The following is a 20,963-nucleotide window of genomic DNA, read 5'->3' on the forward strand; positions in this document are numbered from 1 at the left end:
TTCTCCCTCCCGGAGGTTTCGACCCCGTCGCGGGGTTTTGCGAGTCGATCATGAAACGACGACCCCGTTTCGCCGGGGTGTGATCTTCCTGATAACGATGGCTTCCAGGCCGTCGGGCCGCCCGACGGCCTGCCACAAGAGCAGGGAGAAAACCCAGAAGATCGCAAGCGCGGCACCGCTGCAGAGGCCGACGCCGATGACGAGTTCGATGCCCAGAGGCATGGCGATCAAAACGGGCTGAACCCAGAGCAGGAAACCGATCATCGGCAGGCAGGCCGAAAGCGGCCGGATGAACGCGTAAAGCTGCGCGCCGATCGAGGCACCGATCAACCGTTGCGTGATGACAAGGCAGACAAGATAGGAAACGACAGCGGCGATGACACGTGCCGCCAGCGCACCGTCAAGCCCGAACATCATCACGCCGAGCACCGTAACCGGCGCCCTCACTGCAAATTCAGCAAACATCCGCAACGCCACATAACGGGTCTTGTCGAGAACCATCACAAGCGGCGGCATGATGGTCGTCGGCAGGCCGATCAGGCTGACGATGCAGAGCCACTGCAGGATCGGCGCCGCAAAGGCCCATTTCTCGCCGACGACGATGCGCAGGATCGGTTCGGCCAGGAAAATGATGACGAGCAGGATAGGTGACGCCACGACCATGATTGCGTTGGTCGCCTTCAGATAGGCGGCGATCTGCTTGCCCCGGTCACTGACATTGGAAAAGGCGGCCATCAGCGGGCGCATCAGCGGACCGACGAATGTCTGATAGGGAATGCCTGCGAGATTGTCCGCCACGCTGAAGGCGCCATAGGTGGAAAGGCTTGCAAAACGCGGCAGCAGCAGCCGGTCCATCTGCCAGTTGAGCGAGTTGAGAACCTGCGAAATCGTGTTCCAGCCGATCATGTCCTGGAAGTGCTTCCATTCCGAGAGGCTGAGCCTCGGTCGCATCGGCGCGAAGATATAGGAGACGATGGTCGCCGCCGTCGGTCCGGCGACGGCGCCGATCGCCAGCCCCCAGTAGCTGTTGGTCGCAAGCGCGACGCCGACGCCGAAGATCAGCGTCGATCCCTTGGCAATGAGATCGAGGGCGAATTCGCGCCGGAAATCGAACCGCTGCATGAAAAGCACCATTCGTGGGCTGATCACGCTGCGCATCGCGGGCGCGATCGAAACCACGGCAACCAGCGAAAAAAGCCGCGCATCGTTGTAAATGAGAGCCATCGGCCAGGCGATGATGATCATCAGCAGGCTGATCGCCGTGCCTCTGATGAGGCTCAATGTAAAGGCTGTGGCAAACATCCGCTCGGACGGCGAGGAAACGCGCACAAGTGCCTGGGTGAGCGGCAGGTCAAGGATCGCCTCGACGATGACGAGAACCGATGTGGCAATGGCGACGATCCCGAAATCTGCCGGGCTCAAAAGTCTTGCGAGAATGAGCAGGCTCACGAAATCGAGCAGTCGTGCCAGGAACTTTCCGCTGATTGTCCAGATGCTTGCTGCCGCAGTTCTATGCGATACGCTTGACACGATTTATTCCTTGGCCATGAGCAACGAACCTCTTCTGGGGAGCGCCAGGTGCCGCCGCTCCGGGTTTTTTGTGCGTGTCAGCTTACCTTCCTCCTGACGGGGCCTGCGGCCTGATGGCCATGGTTGACGAGTTGCTCGTCGATGAGGGCGCCGAGGCGATCGCGGAACACCGCTGCGGAGAATCTCAGGGCATGGTTGCGGATCGCCGCCGGATCGAGCGTATCCTCGACCGCTTCGAAGGCTGCCATCGTTTCCATCAGCGCTTCCGCAGTCTGCTCCGCAAAGCGGAAGCCGACATGCGGTGCGCAGACCGTCTCGCGTGCGCCGCCCGCATCGAAAGCCAGAACCGGCCGGCCCGACGCCATTGCTTCCACCGGCAGAATGCCGAAGTCTTCGATGCCGGGAAACAGCAGCGCGCGGCAGCGCGACAGATGATCGCGCAGAACCGGGAACGGCTGATGGCCAAGGAACTGCACCGTCGGTCCGGCGATTGATCTCAGATAGGCTTCCTGCTCGCCCTCACCGATCACAACCAGATTGCGGCCCATTTCCGTGCAGGCCTTCACAGCAATATCCGGCCGCTTATAGGCGGTGAGCTGGCCCGCATAGAGATAGAACTCGCCCTTGCCTTGCCCGATGGCGAAATCATCGGTCGCAACCGGCGGATAGATGACGACGGCGTCGCGATCATAGAAGCGGCGGATACGGCCCGCGACATAGCTGGAATTCGCCACGAACGTATCGACGCGCGAGGCGGTCGTCACGTCCCAGGCGCGCAGAATCGGAGCCGTGATCGACATCATTGCCTTGCCGATCCAGGAAACACCGCGCCGGTATAAGTGGAACTGATCCCAGATGTATCGCATCGGTGAATGGCAGTAGCAGATATGAAGTGCATCCGCCCGCGTAATGATGCCCTTGGCGGGGCCGGATTCGCTTGAAATGACAAGATCATAGTTCTGAAGGTCGAAGTGCTCGAGCGCGAAGGGCATGAGCGGCAGCATCTTCGTGTAGTGGCGCGTCGAACGCGGAATCTTCTGCAGGAAGGACGTATGGATGTTGCGGCTGTTCAGGAAATCGCTGGTACGATCAGGATTATACACCAGCGTGAAGATGTCTGCCTGCGGGAACATCCGGCAGAGCTCTTCCACCACCTTTTCGCCACCACGCATCGATACCAACCAGTAATGGACGATAGCGACGCGAAGCGGCTTCGCATCGGCCCTGCTGCCGGCCTCGACGGTACGGCTTCTTGCCACGACGGGCGCATCGCCCCGGAATGCCATTGTTTCGGGGAGAGAGCTTGCTGCTTTGACAATCACCTGAACGCTCCTTGTACGATCGCCCCACCCCTCGGCTCGGGCACCACCTGTGTCGAAATCAGACTGCGGTATTGCGCGAGAAGGGCATCGCGCCATTCTTCATGCGTCGTTGCCAGACTGGGCGACAGCCGGAAGGCGCGTTCGCTCATGAGGCGGACATCCTCCCTCGGCATGTTGCGGAAGGCCGTCAGCGTTGCGGCGAAGGCTTCCTCGTCGGTCGTGTCGCAGGAGATCGCCATTCCGGCCCGCTCCATTTCCTCGGCAAGGAAGGCGCCCTTGGTCATGATGACGGGAAGGCCGCTGCGAGCCGCCTCGATCGCCACGAGGCCGAACGGCTCCGGATAGCGGGACGGCATGATGAGCGCGCTTGCCGTGCGGATGATTTGGCCGATCTCGGCATGCGACCGCCAGCCCATGGCCCTGACATGATCGCCGGCCGCCTTAATCTTGGAGATAAGCGGCCCGTCGCCGATCACGCAAAGCTTGACACCGGCCCTGGCCGTGGCGGCAAGCGCATCCTCAATACCCTTTTCCTCATCCAGCCGGCCGATGAAGACGAACTCGTCATTGTTCTCGGCCTCGACACGCTCGGCCGTCAGCGGCGCGATCGGATTGCGGATGGTGACGAGCCGTTCCGGCTGGTAGCCGGAGCCCACAAGGAACTCGGCCATCTTCTCATGGAGCAGGATGATCCTGCCGAAGGCGGGGCGGCTTCTGAGCGCGCGAAAGAGATTGGCGCCGCGGACCGTCCGCCAAAGCTTTTGCGCATAGCTGCGCTTGTCGCAGGAGGTAGTAATGCAGCCTGTCCCCAGCGGGCGCCGCTTGCAGATCTCCTGCGCCTGATAATCGAAAAAGGCCCCATTGGGACAGCCGGTGAAGAAATCGTGTGCGTGAACGACGCATCGGGCGGCAACGGGCGCGAGCGCGTCGAAGACGGCCGGCGACAGGATCTGATGCCAGCCATGGACATGATAGGCAGTCTTCGGCGTATCGTTGGCGCGCACCCATGCAGAGATCATATTGCCGGCAGCGGGATTATGAATGCCGGTCGCAAAAGCCTTGGCACGGCTGGAATTCAAGAGGTCACGGCTGTTCAGCTTGACGATTGAGACGCCGAAAGATGCCAGCTCCTCGTTCGCTCCATCGTCGCCGCAGATATAGGTCACGGCAATGCCGAGTCCGCAGAAGAGCTTCGCCGAAAGGACCGCAAGCGCGGTCGCCCCCCCCCTCGCCGTGGAATAGTCATCGATGATGACTACACGGTCGAGCACCGGGCGCACAGCGATGCCGTCCCTCCATAGTTTTGCATAGCGCCCGGAAGCCGGCCACCGTACCGTCGAAACGGCAGATCCATTCTCATCAGGACGCAATTGGCCGATGTCGTTCATAGAAGCTCTCCGACGACAGACACAATGGATGCTTTTTGACGGCTAGGCCCCGACGCCGTCCATGCGGGGTGGAGTGGTCACGGACCGGCTGCGGGTGGCAGCCGGATCGTGACGAAGCGCATTATTTTGCCGACACTGCACCGTCGGCATAGGCTTCCAGCGCCTTGCGGTTGAGGATACGGATCCTGCCCTGGGCTCCTTCGATCACCTTGCATTCACGCAGGCGTCGCAAGCACTGGTTGACTTTTTCACGGGACGCCGGAAGCGTCGCCGCCAGATCGTTCTGGGAGATTACCAGCACGTCCCGGTTGGCCGGCGTGTCCCTTCCGTAGACCGAAGATAGCCGCAGAAGCATTCCCGCCAGCCGCGATTGCAGGCTCGATCCGGCGTTCGAAATGATGCGGCGTTCCAGCTCGGAGACGCGCGCAAGCGTTCTCGAAAAGACCTTCTCCTGAAACTGCGGATCGGTTGCGTACCTTTCCCGTAACAGACGGCCCTCGAAGAAGTATAGCTCGCAATCCGAACTGGCTCTATACTCCAGATTCAGCATTTGCTTGCGCAATACTTCAAGCTCGCCGATCAAACCTCCCCTCGGAATGATCTCGACGATGAACTCCCTGCCGTCCGGCAACATCGTGCTGGCACTGACCAGCCCGCGCTGCACGCGAGCGAACATGTCCACAAAGACTCCAGCGCCTGCAATAAGTTCGCCGCGACGGAAGTTGCGTACAGTCGCGCGGCAGAACGGGAAGTCGTCGTCACCCGAGATGCGATTGTTCAAAGACGTATCCGGAACAACGCTAATAGCCGCTTTGCCCACTGCGACTCTATAATCTCTCGTTTGTGTAGCTCCGTCCATGCGCATAACTCCCCAACAAAAAACAGATTGGTCGTAGCTGATGCTGCGCTGCATCATTTATATTGTCCTAACTTGAGAGTCAAATAACAATCGAAGATGACAAGAGCATCTCAAATAATAGCAACAATACCACTAGTTATATAGATTATATTTTTTCTAGTATCCGTCGAATTCAGGAGGAGTACTACGCCAAACTGCCCATTTTTGGGGCTATCAGGATTAAAATCGTTCAAAAAAATAGCTGCAACGCCCGGCTTCACCTACTCAAGCCGTGCGCGCAAGACGTCATCTAAGTTAAATTTTCGAATAAATTAGGATGCAGAAGCCCCCTGCCGCCGAATTCGTAGAGAATTCCGTAGCGTTACTGTGTTAGCATAAAGAATTTGCTAACCATTATGACCGCGGTCACAGACAAGCACATTGCGCTGCACCAAACTTCATGAGGTTCTAAACTTTTGGAGTCGGTCGATGACTTGGGAAGCACAGAGTATTGAAGTTCGTGAGCCCTGGCCGAATGTTGACCAGTCCGAGCCGAATAACGATCGTCGCATAGTATCGCGGCCTCACGTGGTCGGCAGGGCATCCAAGCGGGCGGTTGATATCGTGATGGCAACCACCGCTCTGGTTCTGCTGTTGCCTCTAATGCTGATCGTGGCACTCATCGTAAAGTTGAGCGACAAGGGCCCGGTCTTCTATTCGCATACGCGCATTGGATATGGAGGCGCCGCCTTCGGCTGTCTCAAGTTCCGCACCATGAAGACCGATGCCGCCGCTCAGCTCGCCGAGTTGCTGCGCGCCAATCCCTCAGCGCGAACCGAGTGGGAAACAACGCGGAAGCTGAAGAACGACCCGCGCATCACCGCTGTCGGCGATATCCTGAGGAAGTCCAGCATCGATGAGCTCCCGCAGCTCATCAATATCCTGCGCGGCGAAATGAGCGTCGTGGGGCCGCGGCCGGTGACGGCCGAAGAACTCGCGCGTTACGGCGAACATGTCACGAGCTACATGGCCGCGAGGCCAGGCCTGACCGGACAGTGGCAGACCAGCGGCCGGAACGATGTCAGCTACGAATATCGAGTAGCGCTCGATGTCGAGTATGTCCGCGACTGGTCGCTCACACGCGATTTCATCATCATCGCGAAGACCGTTCCCGCCCTGTTCTCGCAGCGCGGCTGCTACTAGTCCAAGAACGACGTATGGCCCGCCTCGGCCATACGCACCTGCTTGATATCTACGAAGAAGACCCTCTCGCCCTTGGATCAGGACACTATGAACTCAAATCACGTCTTCAGCAGCGTCTCCCCGCTATCTTTGCCGGCCACCGCCAGCGGTAGTTCGTCGCTGACGCTGCGGGACATGTCCTTTTTCGTCAGGATGCGCTGGCCTTGGATCGTGTTTACCACCCTGGTCTTCCTCGCACTCGCCGCTGCCTATCTCTTCATTGCCAAGCCGACTTATGTGGCCAGTACCCAACTCATGGTCTTCCCGCAGGTGAACGGCTCGGATGCTCAAAGGGCGTTCGCCGAAGACGCCTTCATCGATGCCCAGCTCGAAATAGCAAAGTCCAGCGACGTCCTTGGCGGCGCCGCCAGCGCGCTGAATCTCGCCAACGATGCGGCCTTCTCCGATCAGGCCCTTTCCCTGCAAGACAAGGTCAAGGATTGGCTGACGGGCAACCCGGCGGCTACCGCACAGTCCGAAACGGCACCTGGGGACGCGGCCTTGGGCGATGCCCAGCCCGCCGCGGCGAACCGGGAAGCGCCGCGGACCGACCGGGCGATCGCGCGGCTGCGCAATATTGTCGCAATGCGCCGCATCGGCCAGTCGACGATCCTCGAAATATCTGCCTCCGCCTCCAACCCGCAGAAAGCGGTCGAGATCGCCGATGCGATTGCCCAGCAGTATATCCGCAAGAATGTCCAGATGAAGGCTGCTGCGGCCCAGCAGTACAGCGAATGGCTGGAACAGTTCGTCAATGAGCAACAGCGCGGGCTTGCCGAGGCCGCGAGTGCGCTTGCCACCTTCAAGGCAAATCCGCGCGACCAGTTCAAGCTTGCCGAACTGCAGAGCGCGACCGACGCCCGCCGCACCCTCTTCGAAAACACCCTTACGCAATACACCGAGGCCAAGCAGCGCATTTCCTATCCGGTTTCCGACGCCACCATCGTTTCGCAGGCAACCTCACCGCTCTCCAAGGCGCGGCCGAACAATTCGCTGATCCTCGCCTTCGCGCTGGTCGTTGGCGCTGGTTCCGGCCTCGGCCTTGCCATGATCCGCCACGTCAGCGACAGGCGCATCATGCGCACACAGCAACTCTCACAGGCGGCTGGCCTGTCCTTCGTCACACCTCTGGGACGCGCAAAGAGAACCAGCCGCGCCGCGGCGCTGCCTGCTGCCGACGACAGCGGCACCGTCGCCTATCCGCTGATCCCCGGAATGGCAGCACTTGGTGCGACTGTCACCGGCTTCCGCCGCAGACGGCGCGTGGTGATAGGCATCGTTGCCGTCAACCCGGGCGGCGGGGCATCCACCATCGCCTGCGAGCTCGCCGTGCTCTCGGCGATATCAGGCGCGCGTACCCTGCTGATTGATGCTGCGGCGACAAAACCCTCGCTCAGCAGATCCATTGCGCCGAACAGTTCAGCCGGCCTGATCGACGTGCTCGACAATATCGAGGCGATCCGCACCGCCACCCTCTCGCTGACGCCGACGCTGAAGTTCCTGCCGCTTGGCAGGGTCCGCGCCGTGACACCCGCCATCCGCCTGAGTTCGCGCCGCACCCAGCTCAACTTCAACGATCTGAAGAAGGAATTCGACGCCATATTCGTCGATATTTCCGCCTTCACCTCGTCGCCGGACGCCAATGCGCTCGCTCCGGAGCTGGACGGTGTTCTCGTCGTAACCTCCTACGGCCGCACTTCGATTGACGAGACCGTTCGCGTTATCGACAGCATGCGCAATGTCGGCGCAGAAATCCTCGGCGCGATCATCAACAACACACCGTCGAGTGTTCAGGCATGACGGCTCCGATCTCACAGGCACCGAAGCTGAAGGTCGCCGTCGGCATTGCCTCCGCGGGCCGGCCGGCGACGCTTCTGGAGACGGTAACCTATATCGGCAACCTTGAGCCTCAGCCGGAGCGTATCATCGTCTGCGTCCCCAACCTGGATGATGCTGCCGGGCTCGCCGACCGCAAAAACGTGGAATTGATGGTCGGCCCTCGCGGACTGACCTGCCAGCGCAACCGGATCATTGAGGCTGCAGGCGCGGACATGGATGTGCTGATCTTCCTCGACGACGATTTCATTCCCGCGCCCGGCTTCATTCCACGCATGACAGCCGTTTTCGCCGACAATCCGGACGTGGTCATCGCGACCGGCGACGTTCTTGCCGACGGCATTCTCGGCGAGGGACTGACCCAATCCGAAGCCATAGGTGTCATCAAGAACGCAGGCGAAAGAGGCGAGCAGGTGACCGAAGTCTACAACGCCTACGGATGCAACATGGCGGTTCGACTGGCGCCAATCGTCGGCCACGGGCTCGCCTTCGATGAAGAACTGCCGCTTTACGGCTGGCTGGAAGACGTCGATTTCAGCCGGTCCATCGCCCGCTACGGACGGTCGGTACGTATTTCGGGCGCCTGCGGCGTGCATCTCGGCGTCAAGTCCGGGCGCCAGCCCGGCAAGAGGCTGGGCTATTCGCAAGTCGCAAATCCCGCGCATCTGATGCGCAAGGGCACCATGTCCTGGACCCGCGCCCTGGCGCAGATCGGCCGCAATATCTTGGCGAACACCCGTGGCGCCCTGCTTAATGATAGCGCAGTCGACCGTCGTGGCCGGCTGAACGGGAATTTCCTGGCTTTGTCCGATCTTCTGATGGGACGTGCGTCTCCCATGCGCATCCTCGAACTCAGCCAGTCCTCAAATCGCGAGATGTCTTCGCCATCCATCGCGGCAAAACGGAGGTAGCCCAATGTCTTTCCTTGATCGTCTTCCGTTCGTTGGCCTTGCCGCCGTCTTTACCTGCGCGATGGGATGGAATGCTGCTCATGCCGACAGCTACACGCTCGTCCCCGAGGACAAGATAAAGCTGCGGGTCGTGGAATGGCGTTCCACCGATTCCAAATATGCGAGTTGGGAAGCGCTCGATGGAACCTATAGTGTCGATGACGCAGGCAATCTTTCGATCCCGATCGCCGGCCAGATCAGGGCCTCCGGTCAGACGACCGAGCAACTGTCGGATGCCATTTCAGACGCGTTGGCCGCAAAAGCCGATCTTCCGGTAAGGCCTTTTATCGCCGTCGAAATTGACCAGCACGCGCCGATCTTCGTCAATGGCAGTATCGAGCGGCCGGGACGCTATCCCTTCGAGGCCAATATGACCGTCATCAAAGCCGTCAGCATCGCAGGCGGCTACATGCGGGCGCGTGACGACAGCAGCTACTACAACCGAGACCGCATTCAGGCGGCCGGTGACTATCGCACAGCCGTCCTGAACCGGCGCGATCTCTTGATGCGTGCAGCACGCCTGCGTGCCGAGATCGCCGGTCAGTCCGATTTCGGCACGCCTGCGGAGATCGCCGGCATACCCGATATCGACAAGCTCAAGGCAGAGGAACTGAACCTGATGCGCCTGCGGGCTGTCGAGACCAACAGTAAAGTCGAGGCGGCAGATGATCTGAGCCGTCTTTACACACAGGAAATCCAGTCTCTCGAAGCCAAGATCGTTTCCCAGAAACGGCAGATCGAACTCGCACAGCAGGAGTTGAACAACGTCAACAGCCTCGTCAGCAAGGGCCTGACCAGCAATACCCGCCAATTTTCCGTCGATCGGAACTTGGCAGAAACCCAGAGCGAACTGCTGGATCTGGAGATCGCGCTTACTAAATCGCGTCAGGGTCTGAATGAGAGCCAGCGCGAAAAGGCCGACATTATCAACAAGCGCAATGCCGAAAACCAGCAGGAGCTGAATACGATCAACCTCGCGATCAACAAGGCGGGGATCGACATGCAGGTGGCGCAGCTTCTCGGCGATCAGGCTGGATACAGCGCCGAACTCGCCCGCATGGGTGCGGAATCGACGCTCCTCGGCACGACCAAAAAGAACTTCAAGATCGTTCGCCGCAACGAGGACGGTAGCTACAGCAATATCGTCGCAGATGAAAACACGGCCCTGTTGCCGCACGACATCATCGAGATCGGCGTTGAGGCCGCTGCCGATGCCTCATCTGCTGCATCGCAGCCCCAGCAGCCGGCCGCCGCCCTCATTCCTAATGTAGCCCGAACCGATGCGCCCCGTCCGAACTGGGTATCGCAGACGGGATCGAACTAGGAGACCACCATAAGAACATGCCTGTTAGCGTTGGAGTTGAGTTCATGTCTGCATTTGCCGTCTTGTTGTACCGCACGCAGGACCTGCGCAGCATAGCGGCAGGGTATCTTCGATCTGTGTTGGAGGTTGCGGCATGACAATTGAACCGATCGGCTTCCTCGTCCTCCTGCTCGGCCTGGCGCTCGTCTATTATGGATCCCGCTTCGCGATCACGGCTCTCTGCATCTCCACGCTGCTGGGCGCAGCCGCAGCCTTCCAGCTTCCGGCGCTCGGCGGCAGCAGTATTCAGCCGAGCCATCTCCTGCTGCTCTTCGTCACGATCGGTGTGCTGCTGCGTCCGCGCCAGAAACAGGCGGCGCTGACGAGCCTGGCCTATCCCGGTCCTGGCTTCTGGTTTGCCGCCTATGTTCTGTTTTCTGCCGTATCGGCCTTCTTCCTGCCGCGCATTTTTGCCGGCGCGACGCTGGTCTATTCATCCGCACGCAGCAGTTCCGGCTTGATGTCGGTCATGGCATCGCCGCTGGCGCCGGGTTCATCCAACATCACGCAGTCCGTATACCTGCTCGGCGACCTCGTCTGCTTCGCCATCGTCTGCGGTCTTGCACGGCTTGGACATGGACGCTTCATTGCCCGCCAGCTCATCGTCACCGCACTCGTCTGCCTGGGTTTCGCTCTGTTCGATATTGCGACCTTCACGATAGGCCAGCCCGACCTGCTCGATTTCATGCGCAACGCCAACTACACGATGCATACAGCCGAAGTCATCGGCGGCTTCAAGCGCATCGTCGGCTCCTTCCCGGAGGCAAGCGCCTATGGCGCGGCGGCTCTGGTATTTTTCAGCTTCACGCTCATCCTCTGGCTTGAGCGTTTCCCGAGCCGCTTCACCGGCTTTGCAACGGTATCGATCGGCCTGACCCTCATCCTCTGCACCTCGACGACGGCCTATGTCGCCGGCCTCTTCATGATCGGCGTTGCGATCCTCTTCAGCCTCAAACGGCTTCTGAGCGGTAAGGCAACCCGTCCTTATGCGACCTTCCTTTTGATCACTCTGCTGATGGTGCCCTGCGTAATCATGGCTGTAGCCCTGATCCCGAGCGCCTGGAACGCCGTTGGCGATTTGGCGAACATCACACTAGCCAACAAGCTCGAATCGCAATCCGGCGAGGAGCGCACCGCTTGGAACACGCTGGCGCTCATCTCTTTCGTGGAGACGGCAACCTTCGGGGCGGGCCTCGGCACTGTTCGCACATCGAGCTTCGCCGCCGCACTTCTGTCGAACGTCGGCCTCACCGGCACAGTTCTCTTCGTGCTCTTCCTTTACAGCCTTCTGACGGCTGCTGCCCGCAGCAAACTGGCGAACCGTGAAAACCGGGCAATTGGAATGGCCGCCATTTTCGCCTCCGTCGCGCAGATTGCTTCCGCGACGATTTCCGGAAGCAGCACCGACCTCGGCCTGCTTTTCAGCATCACCGCCGGGCTCGCAAGCGGTTGCCTGACCGCCCCTTATGCACAACTGAACCGCATGACCCGTCTGCAGAGGACACCGGCATCTCTGATGAGTACGCCGGTATTTTCATCGCGATGAGGTATGGGGCAGAAAAGATGTCGGCGATCTCAGCTTTGCTGCTGCTTGCTCGGCACAGGGGCCGGATCGGCGATCGCACTATCCTTGGCCGGCCTGCGGCTGCGGCGCCAGAGCCCGACCACGAAGACGCCCGTCACGTAACAGAGCTGCATCAGCACGAGGATGCCGAGACCGTAAAGCGCGGCTCCAAGCAGCGACGAGTTTTGATAAGCTACGATGCCGAAACCGAGAGCCACGACGATCGCAAAAATAGCGAAGGCCCAGGCGCGAATGGCCGCTCCGGCTGCGAGCGAAATCAGTATCACAATGATCGTGCCGTTCAGCATTGCGATGCCTTATCCCTTTCTATCGTCCCACATGCGCCCCATGCCGATCTTCACATTACAGGGTTAAATCCACAACACCCGGCTTTTGGTAGTGGAGCGATAGCAATGGTTAATTTTCTCACAATCCGCCGCGATCAAAACGCCGACGAGGCACGATCGACTCCCGATCGGATCAGAAATTACCCGCTTGCAACAAGTACAGGACAGCACCTCGACAAAGAGAAATTTTACAGACTCGATCAAAGACAGTTGCCGACGAAGAACGACGAGAAGGATTGTACCATGAGTAATCAGTGCGTGGCCTACGTTACGGATGTCGAATATTCCTTTCCGACTATTCTCTCGGCGCTGCAGGCCCGAAAATTTGCAAATCCTGAGACGGATGTTTGCGTTCTCATGTCAGAACATTTGGACAATTTCGAGGAGCTGAAGAGCCTGCTGGCGTTGAGCGGTGTCAAACTGATGGACGCAACGGAAGCGCTGCACGAATCTCTCGGCAAGCTCGATGGCTCGCATTTCATGGGCCGTATCAGCGTCAGCACCATGGCCAAGCTCGTACTCGCCCAGATCCTGCCTGATAGTTATACCCAGATCATCTATCTGGATGGCGACACACAGATCGTCAGCAGCCTTGCCGATCTCGAAAATGCGTTCGCCCCTCCCGGAAAGTTCTTCGCAGCACGCGACTACACTTCCATCCATGGCCTGCTGCAGAACGGCAAGGACAGCAGTTACTTCAATGCCGGCGTTCTGAAATTCCACCGCGACGGCTGGATCGGGCCGGAAGCGCTGCAACTCTTTGCGACGAACCCGGATGCCTGCGATGGCAAGCATGATCAGGGCGCATTGAACTATGTCTGCGGCTCCTCACTCATCCTGGTGTCGAACCGCTGGAACTTCCCCAAACAGTTCCTGCACCTGGTGGACATGTCCTCGCTCGCCATCGTCCACTATATGGCGCACCCCAAGCCTTGGCATGGCACGTTCTTCCCATGGAGCGATACCGAAAGCCAAGTCTATATCGATCTGCGCAGGACACACCCAGCCTATAACGCGCTGTACCGGGGCATCAGCTTCGACCGCAAGGTTGTTTACAAATATCGTTCCATGCGCGAGCGCGTGAGACATGCCCTTCAGAATGAGATGCCCAATCCGCGCGTCCAGACCCTGCTTGCCGGCGACTATGTCTGCTGACGAAAAGTCGGCTCGATCCCTGCAGGCAGAGCCGGTCCTTAAAACCGGCGCGAATGTTCAGGAGTAGAAATGAGCGCTTTAACGACCAGCATCTCGCACTATGCCAAGGCGCGGCTGCGCCGTTCGCTGAAGGCCGGCCAAGTCACCTATGCCGGGCTGCGCGACAGCCTGAAGCAGGCCCGCCATGTCCTGATCTGCGTGATCCGCGACGAAGGACACCGGATGGAGTTCTTCCTGCAATATTATCGCGATCTCGGCGTCGAGCACTTCATCTGCATCGACAACGGTTCGAGCGACGGCACGGCCAAGCTCCTGTCCGGCATGAACGATGTTTCGCTGCTCTCGGCCACTGGCTCGTACAAGGCGGCGCGCTTCGGCAATGACTGGATCAACGCGGTCATGAACCGCCATTGCCAGCAAAAATGGGTTCTCTATGTCGATGCGGATGAGTTTCTCGTCTATCCGCATTGCGATACGCGCTCGATCAGCCAGCTGACCGCCTATATGGAATCCGTCGGCGCCCGCTCGTTGCGCTCGGTCATGATCGACATGTACAGCCGCAATCCCGTCAGCGAAAACATCTGCGAGCCCGGCCGCAATCCGCTCGATGTGTGCAGCCTCTTCGACCGCTCAGGCTATGAATCGCATTTCGACAGGAACAGCCGCACCATCTGGATCAAGGGCGGCGTGCGCGGCCGTGTCTATTTCCGCGGCCGCACCTGGGATGGTCCCGCACTCAACAAGATCCCGCTGATCTACGTATCCGGCGAGCGCCTCTATCTCAAATCCTCGCACCAGGTCTGGCCGCTCTCCCTCAACCTCGGCGAAATGCGCGGAGCCGTCGGCATCACCGGTGCCCTCCTGCACTTCAAGTTCCTGTCGAGCTTCCTCCACAAGGTCGCCGACGTCGCAAACCGCTCGGAGCACACCGCCGAATACACGATGTATTCCTCCCCCGAAGACGCCCGGAACTTCGCCTACACTGGCACCGGCAGTTACCGCCACTGGAAGGACCTCTCCGACAACGGTCTTCTGCAGGGCGAAGGCTGGCAGCACTGGCGCAGCGCCTCCGATGCTGAAGTGAGGCAGAAGAGCTTACCTGCTCCGGAGAAAGCGACCTCTCCGACGCAAAGGGGCGATGTCATCTCAGGCGAAGCAACACCGTCGCGTTAACGCTTTGCGGGCGCGTATTAACGCCCGCGTTTACGGTAACTTACTTCCCCACGCAATCGTGCAGTCTATGGTGCCATTCTGGTGAAATCAGGAAGCGATCATGCTGAGACGCATTCTCCTCGCCGGGCTCTGCGTGCTTGCAGGCTGCGGCCATCCGACTGGGGTAATGACCCCTGTCGCTCTCACGACCGGAGCGCCGAAGACGGCGCAGGTGGACATGCTGGTGGCTACGACACGCCAGCCTTCCGGCGATCCCACGACGCTTTTTAACGGTGAGCGCAGTCCCAAGCCCTACCTGACGGACATCGCCATTTCCATTCCACCGAAACGTGCAGCCGGCACAGTTCAATGGCCCGATCGGTTGCCGCCGAACCCGGCAACCGATTTTGCCGTCACGCGGGTCCAGCAGCTCGAGACACGAACAGATGGACGTGCCTGGTTCAAACAGCATCTTGTAGACGGACATGCCCTCGTCTTCGTACATGGCTTCAACAATACATACGAGGATTCCGTGTTCCGGCTGGCCCAGATCGTCCACGACAGCGGCATGAAGGCCACGCCGGTCCTTTTCACCTGGCCCTCGCGCGCCAAGCTGACAGCTTACGAATACGACAAGGAAAGCACGAATTATTCGCGCACAGCACTCGAACAGGCGCTGCGGATCCTCGCGCAGGATTCGAGCGTCAAGGATATCACCATCCTCGCCCACTCCATGGGAACCTGGCTCGCCATGGAATCCCTGCGCCAGATGGGCATTCGCGACGGACATGTGAACCCCAAGATCCGCGACGTCATTCTTGCCTCGCCCGATATCGACATACAGGTCTTCGCCAAACAGTACGTGGAGATGGGAACGCCCCATCCAAAGTTCACGATCTTCGTTTCGCAGGATGATCGGGCTCTGGCGGTATCGAGCTTCATCACCGGAAAAGTATCCCGGCTGGGCGCCATCGATCCCTCCAAGGAGCCCTATCGCAGCAGGCTGGAAGAGGCCGGCATTACTGCCATCGATCTGACGAAGGTCAACACGGGCGACAAGCTCAACCACGGCAAATTTGCCGAAAGCCCTGAGATCGTCCAACTGATCGGCCAACGGTTGATAGCCGGCCAGCCTCTGACGGATTCCAATATCACCCTCGGCGAAGGTGTTGCCGCCGTCGTCGGCGGCACGGTGCAAACAGTCGGCAAGGTCGCTGGTACGGCCGTCGCCGCCCCGCTCGCGATCGCCGAACGTCCGCCGGTCGCTGCAAAGCCAGTGAAGGTCGAAGACACACTGCGCGCCGATCCGCAATCCAAGCCGCTGACACAGTGATGGCTTGATTTACGCGGCCGTTACATCTCGCAACACCGCCATTTACGGTAACGTACTTCCGCCCCCTGCGCTTACGCGCGAAGCTTTCAGCTCACACTCCGGAGGTGACGATGGCACTGGCATTCGGCGACGCACATGCCTCGAACGCAGCACCCGAAGGCATGGTCTGGATTCCCGGACGAACCTTCACCATGGGATCGAACGATCACTATCCGGAGGAGGCGCCTGCCCATCCCGTGAAGGTCGATGGTTTCTGGATCGATGACATCCCAGTCACGAACCGCAGGTTCACGGAATTCGTCAAGGCGACCGGTTATGTCACCTTCGCCGAAAAGACTCCCGACGCCAAGGATTACCCAGGCGCCAAACCCGAGATGTTACGTGCGGGATCGCTGCTCTTCTTCCAGCCGAAGACCGTCAGCGGGCCTGATATCACGCAGTGGTGGACGTTCAAATTCGGCGCGAACTGGCACCGGCCGCGCGGCGGCATCAGCGACCTGCGCGGCAAACTCGACCATCCTGTCGTGCATGTGGCCTGGTGCGATGCGAAGGCCTATGCGGATTGGGCGGGGCTAGAACTGCCCACGGAAGCGGAATGGGAACTCGCTGCGCGTGGCGGCCTCGACGATGCGGAATTTGCCTGGGGTGACGAATTGATGCCGGGCGGCGTTCCCATGGCCAATACATGGCAGGGAACCTTCCCGGTGAAGTCCACGAAGCCGAAGGGCCACGAACGGACCTCGCCCGTTCGCAGCTTTCCGCCGAACGGCTATGGCCTTTACGACATGATCGGCAATGTCTGGGAATGGACCGCGGACTACTGGTCCGACCGCCATCCCGAACCATCGGCAAAAGCCTGCTGCATTCCGAACAATCCGCGCGGCGGAGGCGTGGAGGCGAGCTACGACCCGCGCCAGCCCGATATTCGTATTCCGCGCCGTGTGCTGAAAGGCGGCTCGCATCTTTGCGCACCGAATTACTGCCGCCGCTATCGCCCGGCCGCTCGCCATGCCGAGCCGGAGGACACTTCGACCAGCCATCTCGGTTTCCGCTGCATCAAAAGAGCACCCGCATCCCAGGAGCCCATGTCCCAGGAGAATGTCCATGAGCAGGTCCGCGCAAGCCGTTGACGCCAGCCTTGCCTCCCTCTTCGTTGCTCTCGTCCTACTGATTGCGGCGTCATGGAGCCCTGTCCTCGCGCAGGAACCGCTGCCTTCGTGGAACGGTACGCCTGCCAAAACCCGCATCATGGATTTCGTCGAGGCAACCGTCACCGAAGGCGGAGAAGGCTATGTCGCGCCCGCAAAGCGCATCGCCGTCTTCGACAATGACGGTACGCTGTGGTCCGAGCAGCCCTATTATGTACAGCTTGGCTTCATGCTCGACCGGGTCAAGACGCTCGCGCCGCAGCATCCCGAATGGAAGACCAGAGAACCCTTCAAGAGCATCCTCAGCGGCGACCTGAAAGGCGTCGCGAGAGGCGGTGAAAAGGGCATGGTAGACCTTGTAATGGCGACGCATGCCAACATGACGTCAGATGAATTCAGCAAAATCGTCACCGACTGGTTTGCGGCATCAAGACATCCGAAGACCGCCAAGCCCTATACCGACATGACCTATCTGCCGATGCGTGAACTGCTGGACTATCTGCGCGCCAACGATTTCCGGACCTTTATCGTCTCGGGCGGCGGCGTGGAGTTCATGCGTCCGGTGACGGAACAGCTTTACGGCATCCCGCCCGAGCAGGTGGTCGGCAGCACGATTGCCACCCAATATGATCTCGCCGGCGATGTGCCGGTTTTGAAACGCCTGCCGAAGATCGATTTCATCGACGACGGTCCCGGCAAGCCCGTCGGCATCAACAAGTTCATCGGCCAGCGGCCGATCTTCGTGGCCGGCAATTCGGATGGCGATTACGAAATGATGCGCTGGACGACATCAGGCAAAGGTCCCGGCTTCGCCATCCTGGTCCACCACACGGATGCCGATCGTGAATATGCTTATGACCGCGATTCAGCCTTCGGAAAGCTGGACAAAGCCCTGAACGAAGCCGAACGCCGGCACTGGCTGGTCGTCGACATGAAAAACGACTGGAAAAAGATCTTCGCTTTCGAGCAGTGACGAAGCGCTCGCGTGATTGCCACCAACGCTCTTGCGCAATCTTAGAAATGGAAGACCAGACCCAGAATCGGACCATGTTCGACGATGTCGTTGGTCAAGGTGTCGTCGCTGTAGTTCACGCCGAGGGCACGGTAACCGGCCATTGCGGAAATGGCATCGTTCCATTTGTAGCCGATACCCGCCATCACATCCCAGTCGAGATCAGCGCCACCAGCTCCGATCAGGCCCCACGCGGTCAGATAGACAGTGGGCGTGATCGAATATACACCTCGGACACCAGCCATGGCATCCACCCAGGTCGCATCGTCCTTGGCTGAAGCCCCACCCAGGGGACCGCCGGAAAACGAGATCGTCGTTTCCGTATACCAGATTTTTACGCCGCCGATGACATCGAGCCGCCCCCGAGGATCTTCGAGAACCGTATAACCCGCGCCGATCAGCGCCGCAAACGTCTCTTGCTTCAGATCGACCTCATCGGCCAAAATCCCGCGCGGCGTAGCTGCGTCCGTCGTTATGCGGGAATAAATGATATCGGTCACGATGCTGAAGCGGTCATATCGGGCGTCACCTGCCACCATGAAGGCAAAATCGAGGTCGGAGAGAATATCACTGAAACTCTCGTCGACATGAACTTCCGGAAGACCGAAGACCGCCGCATCACCGGTTATGCCGGCGATCCAGAAATAGGGAGAAACTGAAAACGTCCATTTGTCGGGATTGGTGGGCTGCGGCTGCGGAGCGAGAACGGGAGCAATGTCGGCAGCTTGAGACATGACCGGAGCGGCCAGAATGGCCGCGGAAAGCAACAGCATGGTGGTTCGCATCAACAATCCCTCTGCTCACCGACAAAATTTCATCCGCCCTGTCGCAATAGGATACATCTGCGGCTCCAGACGGAAGTACGTTACGGTAAACCGCAGTGTAAATGTGATCGTAAACGAGCTTATCGCCGCGGAACTGGCCGCCGAAGGCGAGCTTTGCAGAAAGCCGAGGTCGAACAAGTACGTTGCCGTAAACGCAACCCGATTTACGGGTCGAGGGCACTTGTAACATCATTGAATGCGAACACTGCTCCAGCCTTGGCGAGACCTGCCTCGATCTCAGCCGAAAGCAGCGGCTGGAGGCGTTTTGCTTCCAGCTGCCGCCGGAGGGTCCGTTCGAAATCCGGATCCCTGCCCCGCACATCGGCAAGTCGCCCCTTGGCTTGATCGGAACCGAGCTGACCGAGTGCGGCAGCGCGCAAGGCGCGCACGACGAAATCCGCGCAATTCACCTGCTCGGCAAGCAGTGAGGCCTCCGACCATTCGCCGCGGCGATAGGCATCGAGAGCAAGAACGAGCATGGCGTCGCGCGGCACAATATCGACGGCACGGCCGGCATCTTGCGCCATAGCAACACCAGCGTCGAAGTAACCGGCTGAAAACAGCACGAAAGCGAGCTTTGCCACAGCATCCGGATTGCTCGGGTTGAGCGAGATCGCCCGGTTTCCGGCCTGCAGCGCTGCATCGATGCGTCCATCGGCGAACTGCGTCATCATCAGCGCCACATAGGCGCGATCCGACATGGGGGCGATTGAAACCGCGCGGTTCGCCAGACCGAGAGCATGGTCGCGCACGACAGCATCTTCGGCCGCGGCCTCCGGCGCGATCAGGACGCGCGCAAGCAACGCCTCAGCGTCGGAATTGCTCGGATCGGCGGCAAGCGTCCGTTCGAGGCAGGAGCGTACCGCGGCCATATTGTCCGAACTGCCGTCATCAAGCTGAAATTCTGCACGCAGGACGCAGGCGTTGCCGATCGAGTCTGTGCTGCTGGCATGCGTTTCGATATTGTTGATCACCCCCCGCGTCGCTGCAAAGCGGCGCGCAAGAACATCGACGATCTCCTGGCGGGTCGCTGCCGGGCTCTTTCCGTCAATGGCAATCGTTTCCAGCCCCGATTTCAGGAGGTCGCCGGACTCGCTGTCGACGATCTGCCACCAGACACTCCTGAGATCGCCGTCGCCGTAATATTTCATGTCGATTTCATAAGCCCGTCCTGCAGCCTTCTGCGCTCGCGCACCGGCATAACCAGCCTTCGCCACCGTCAACGTCTGGAATTGCGTCAGCGCCGTCAACAGCATGTCACGCGTCTGGCTGGCCTCGCCTTGCATCCTAGTCTCAACCGCATCAATGGAAAGCGCGACCGACGGGCGGACTGTCAGGGACGGCTTCGAGGCATAGAGAACGACGCCGGCAGCGATCGCCGCGCAGAGCAGCAGCGCCATCCCCGTATGGACCATCAGGGGCCGGCGAAAAGGTGAAAGGGCATCGGAGCCTTCTACAGCCAGGCAAACAGGACCATCATCAGACGTCTCGGGCAGATCGCTTTCCAGCACCACTTCTTCTTCGTCATGCTCGTAAGGCACATACGACCGAGGGAAAAGCGTCACATAAGTACCCTTGGGAATGTGGATCGTCACATCCTGCTCGGCACCGAAAGCTTCGTAATAGTTCTCGACCGACGAACGCAGCCGGCTCACCTCGATGCGCACGATCGGATCGTTCGATGCATCGAAATTACTCGCTCGCCCGAGGACATCAAGTGCGATGGAATAGGCCTTGACCCCCTCTTCGCAGCCGGCAAAGCGCCGTTCCGCAAGATACCGCAGAATGGCCCGTTGTCGTTCCGTAGCATGGAATCTTGGATCGGACAGAATTCGTTCGAGTTCTGCCCTGGCCTCCGACAGCGATACTTCGCATGTCCTCGCGTTGTGTACTTCAGCACCCATGACCGCCCCGCACGCGCTGAATAGGCTAAAGCATAACAGGGACGTTTATCGCCGA

General features: G+C 59.7%; 18 protein-coding genes. 10 read left to right on the forward strand and 8 right to left on the reverse strand.

The genetic code is table 11. The annotated features are described in order from the left end of the window. Window positions 1-48 precede the first annotated feature (48 nt). The 4 genes from ACK9YZ_RS16480 to ACK9YZ_RS16495 form a co-directional block, all read right to left on the reverse strand. Window positions 49-1,530, reverse strand: coding sequence for a lipopolysaccharide biosynthesis protein (locus ACK9YZ_RS16480; protein WP_416064532.1), 1,482 nt, complete (start codon window positions 1,528-1,530; stop codon window positions 49-51). A gap of 77 nt (window positions 1,531-1,607) precedes the next feature. After that, window positions 1,608-2,816: a glycosyltransferase family 4 protein gene (locus ACK9YZ_RS16485; protein ID WP_416066757.1), complete on the reverse strand. Its 1,209-nt coding sequence runs from the start codon at window positions 2,814-2,816 to the stop codon at window positions 1,608-1,610. 32 nt (window positions 2,817-2,848) lie between these two features. Further along, the gene (locus ACK9YZ_RS16490; RefSeq protein WP_416064533.1) at window positions 2,849-4,240 is read right to left on the reverse strand and encodes a glycosyltransferase family 4 protein; all 1,392 of its coding nucleotides are present in this window, start codon (window positions 4,238-4,240) and stop codon (window positions 2,849-2,851) included. Between the two features lie 121 nt (window positions 4,241-4,361). Next, window positions 4,362-5,099, reverse strand: coding sequence for a Crp/Fnr family transcriptional regulator (locus tag ACK9YZ_RS16495; protein WP_416066758.1), 738 nt, complete (start codon window positions 5,097-5,099; stop codon window positions 4,362-4,364). A 468-nt stretch (window positions 5,100-5,567) separates the two neighbouring features. Here ACK9YZ_RS16495 and ACK9YZ_RS16500 point away from each other — a divergent pair, with 468 nt between their 5' ends. Further along, a complete protein-coding gene (locus ACK9YZ_RS16500) occupies window positions 5,568-6,281 on the forward strand; it encodes a sugar transferase (RefSeq protein WP_216755706.1) in 714 nt (237 codons plus the stop codon). Window positions 6,282-6,379: 98 nt separating this feature from the next. Here the strand turns inward: ACK9YZ_RS16500 and ACK9YZ_RS16505 are convergent, their stop codons facing one another. Further along, window positions 6,380-6,502, reverse strand: coding sequence for a hypothetical protein (locus ACK9YZ_RS16505; protein ID WP_416064534.1), 123 nt, complete (start codon window positions 6,500-6,502; stop codon window positions 6,380-6,382). Between ACK9YZ_RS16505 and ACK9YZ_RS16510 the strand changes: the two genes are divergently transcribed. The 4 genes from ACK9YZ_RS16510 to ACK9YZ_RS16525 all read left to right on the forward strand — a co-directional run bounded on the left by ACK9YZ_RS16510 (window position 6,492) and on the right by ACK9YZ_RS16525 (window position 12,015). Beyond that, window positions 6,492-8,120, forward strand: coding sequence for a Wzz/FepE/Etk N-terminal domain-containing protein (locus ACK9YZ_RS16510; RefSeq protein ID WP_416064535.1), 1,629 nt, complete (start codon window positions 6,492-6,494; stop codon window positions 8,118-8,120). The two genes, ACK9YZ_RS16505 and ACK9YZ_RS16510, sit on opposite strands and share 11 nt — an antisense overlap. Next, entirely contained in the window at window positions 8,117-9,067 is a 951-nt protein-coding gene (locus tag ACK9YZ_RS16515; protein ID WP_416064536.1) for a glycosyltransferase family 2 protein, read from the forward strand. Before ACK9YZ_RS16510 ends, ACK9YZ_RS16515 begins: the two co-directional genes overlap by 4 nt. A 4-nt stretch (window positions 9,068-9,071) precedes the next feature. Next, window positions 9,072-10,430 (forward strand): polysaccharide biosynthesis/export family protein, encoded by a 1,359-nt coding sequence (locus ACK9YZ_RS16520; protein ID WP_416064537.1) that lies wholly within the window; start codon window positions 9,072-9,074, stop codon window positions 10,428-10,430. A 133-nt stretch (window positions 10,431-10,563) separates the two neighbouring features. Further along, window positions 10,564-12,015: a hypothetical protein gene (locus ACK9YZ_RS16525; protein WP_416064538.1), complete on the forward strand. Its 1,452-nt coding sequence runs from the start codon at window positions 10,564-10,566 to the stop codon at window positions 12,013-12,015. A 29-nt stretch (window positions 12,016-12,044) separates the two neighbouring features. On the opposite strand, the gene ACK9YZ_RS16530 is transcribed toward ACK9YZ_RS16525, so the two are convergent. Further along, entirely contained in the window at window positions 12,045-12,341 is a 297-nt protein-coding gene (locus ACK9YZ_RS16530; protein ID WP_416064539.1) for a hypothetical protein, read from the reverse strand. Between the two features lie 282 nt (window positions 12,342-12,623). On the opposite strand from ACK9YZ_RS16530, the gene ACK9YZ_RS16535 reads away from it, so the two are divergent. From ACK9YZ_RS16535 to ACK9YZ_RS16555, 5 genes are all read left to right on the forward strand, one after another. Then, entirely contained in the window at window positions 12,624-13,535 is a 912-nt protein-coding gene (locus tag ACK9YZ_RS16535) for a glycosyltransferase family 8 protein (RefSeq protein ID WP_416064540.1), read from the forward strand. A gap of 69 nt (window positions 13,536-13,604) precedes the next feature. After that, window positions 13,605-14,708: a glycosyltransferase family 2 protein gene (locus tag ACK9YZ_RS16540; protein ID WP_416064541.1), complete on the forward strand. Its 1,104-nt coding sequence runs from the start codon at window positions 13,605-13,607 to the stop codon at window positions 14,706-14,708. 100 nt (window positions 14,709-14,808) lie between these two features. Further along, window positions 14,809-16,020 (forward strand): alpha/beta hydrolase, encoded by a 1,212-nt coding sequence (locus ACK9YZ_RS16545; RefSeq protein ID WP_216755714.1) that lies wholly within the window; start codon window positions 14,809-14,811, stop codon window positions 16,018-16,020. Window positions 16,021-16,130: 110 nt separating this feature from the next. Then, on the forward strand, window positions 16,131-17,150 hold the full coding sequence (locus ACK9YZ_RS16550) for a formylglycine-generating enzyme family protein (protein WP_416064542.1): 1,020 nt from the start codon (window positions 16,131-16,133) through the stop codon (window positions 17,148-17,150). Next, entirely contained in the window at window positions 17,125-18,141 is a 1,017-nt protein-coding gene (locus ACK9YZ_RS16555) for an HAD family hydrolase (RefSeq protein WP_416064543.1), read from the forward strand. The genes ACK9YZ_RS16550 and ACK9YZ_RS16555 overlap by 26 nt, the downstream gene beginning before the upstream one ends. 41 nt (window positions 18,142-18,182) lie before the next feature. Here ACK9YZ_RS16555 and ACK9YZ_RS16560 read toward each other — a convergent pair whose 3' ends face one another. Together ACK9YZ_RS16560 and ACK9YZ_RS16565 are read right to left on the reverse strand one after the other, a co-directional pair. Then, entirely contained in the window at window positions 18,183-18,965 is a 783-nt protein-coding gene (locus tag ACK9YZ_RS16560) for an outer membrane protein (RefSeq protein ID WP_216755717.1), read from the reverse strand. A 203-nt stretch (window positions 18,966-19,168) separates the two neighbouring features. Continuing rightward, a complete protein-coding gene (locus ACK9YZ_RS16565) occupies window positions 19,169-20,908 on the reverse strand; it encodes a hypothetical protein (protein ID WP_416064544.1) in 1,740 nt (579 codons plus the stop codon). Window positions 20,909-20,963 lie beyond the last annotated feature (55 nt).

Source organism: Rhizobium sp. ZK1, assembly GCF_047782645.1.
Taxonomy (GTDB): domain Bacteria; phylum Pseudomonadota; class Alphaproteobacteria; order Rhizobiales; family Rhizobiaceae; genus Rhizobium.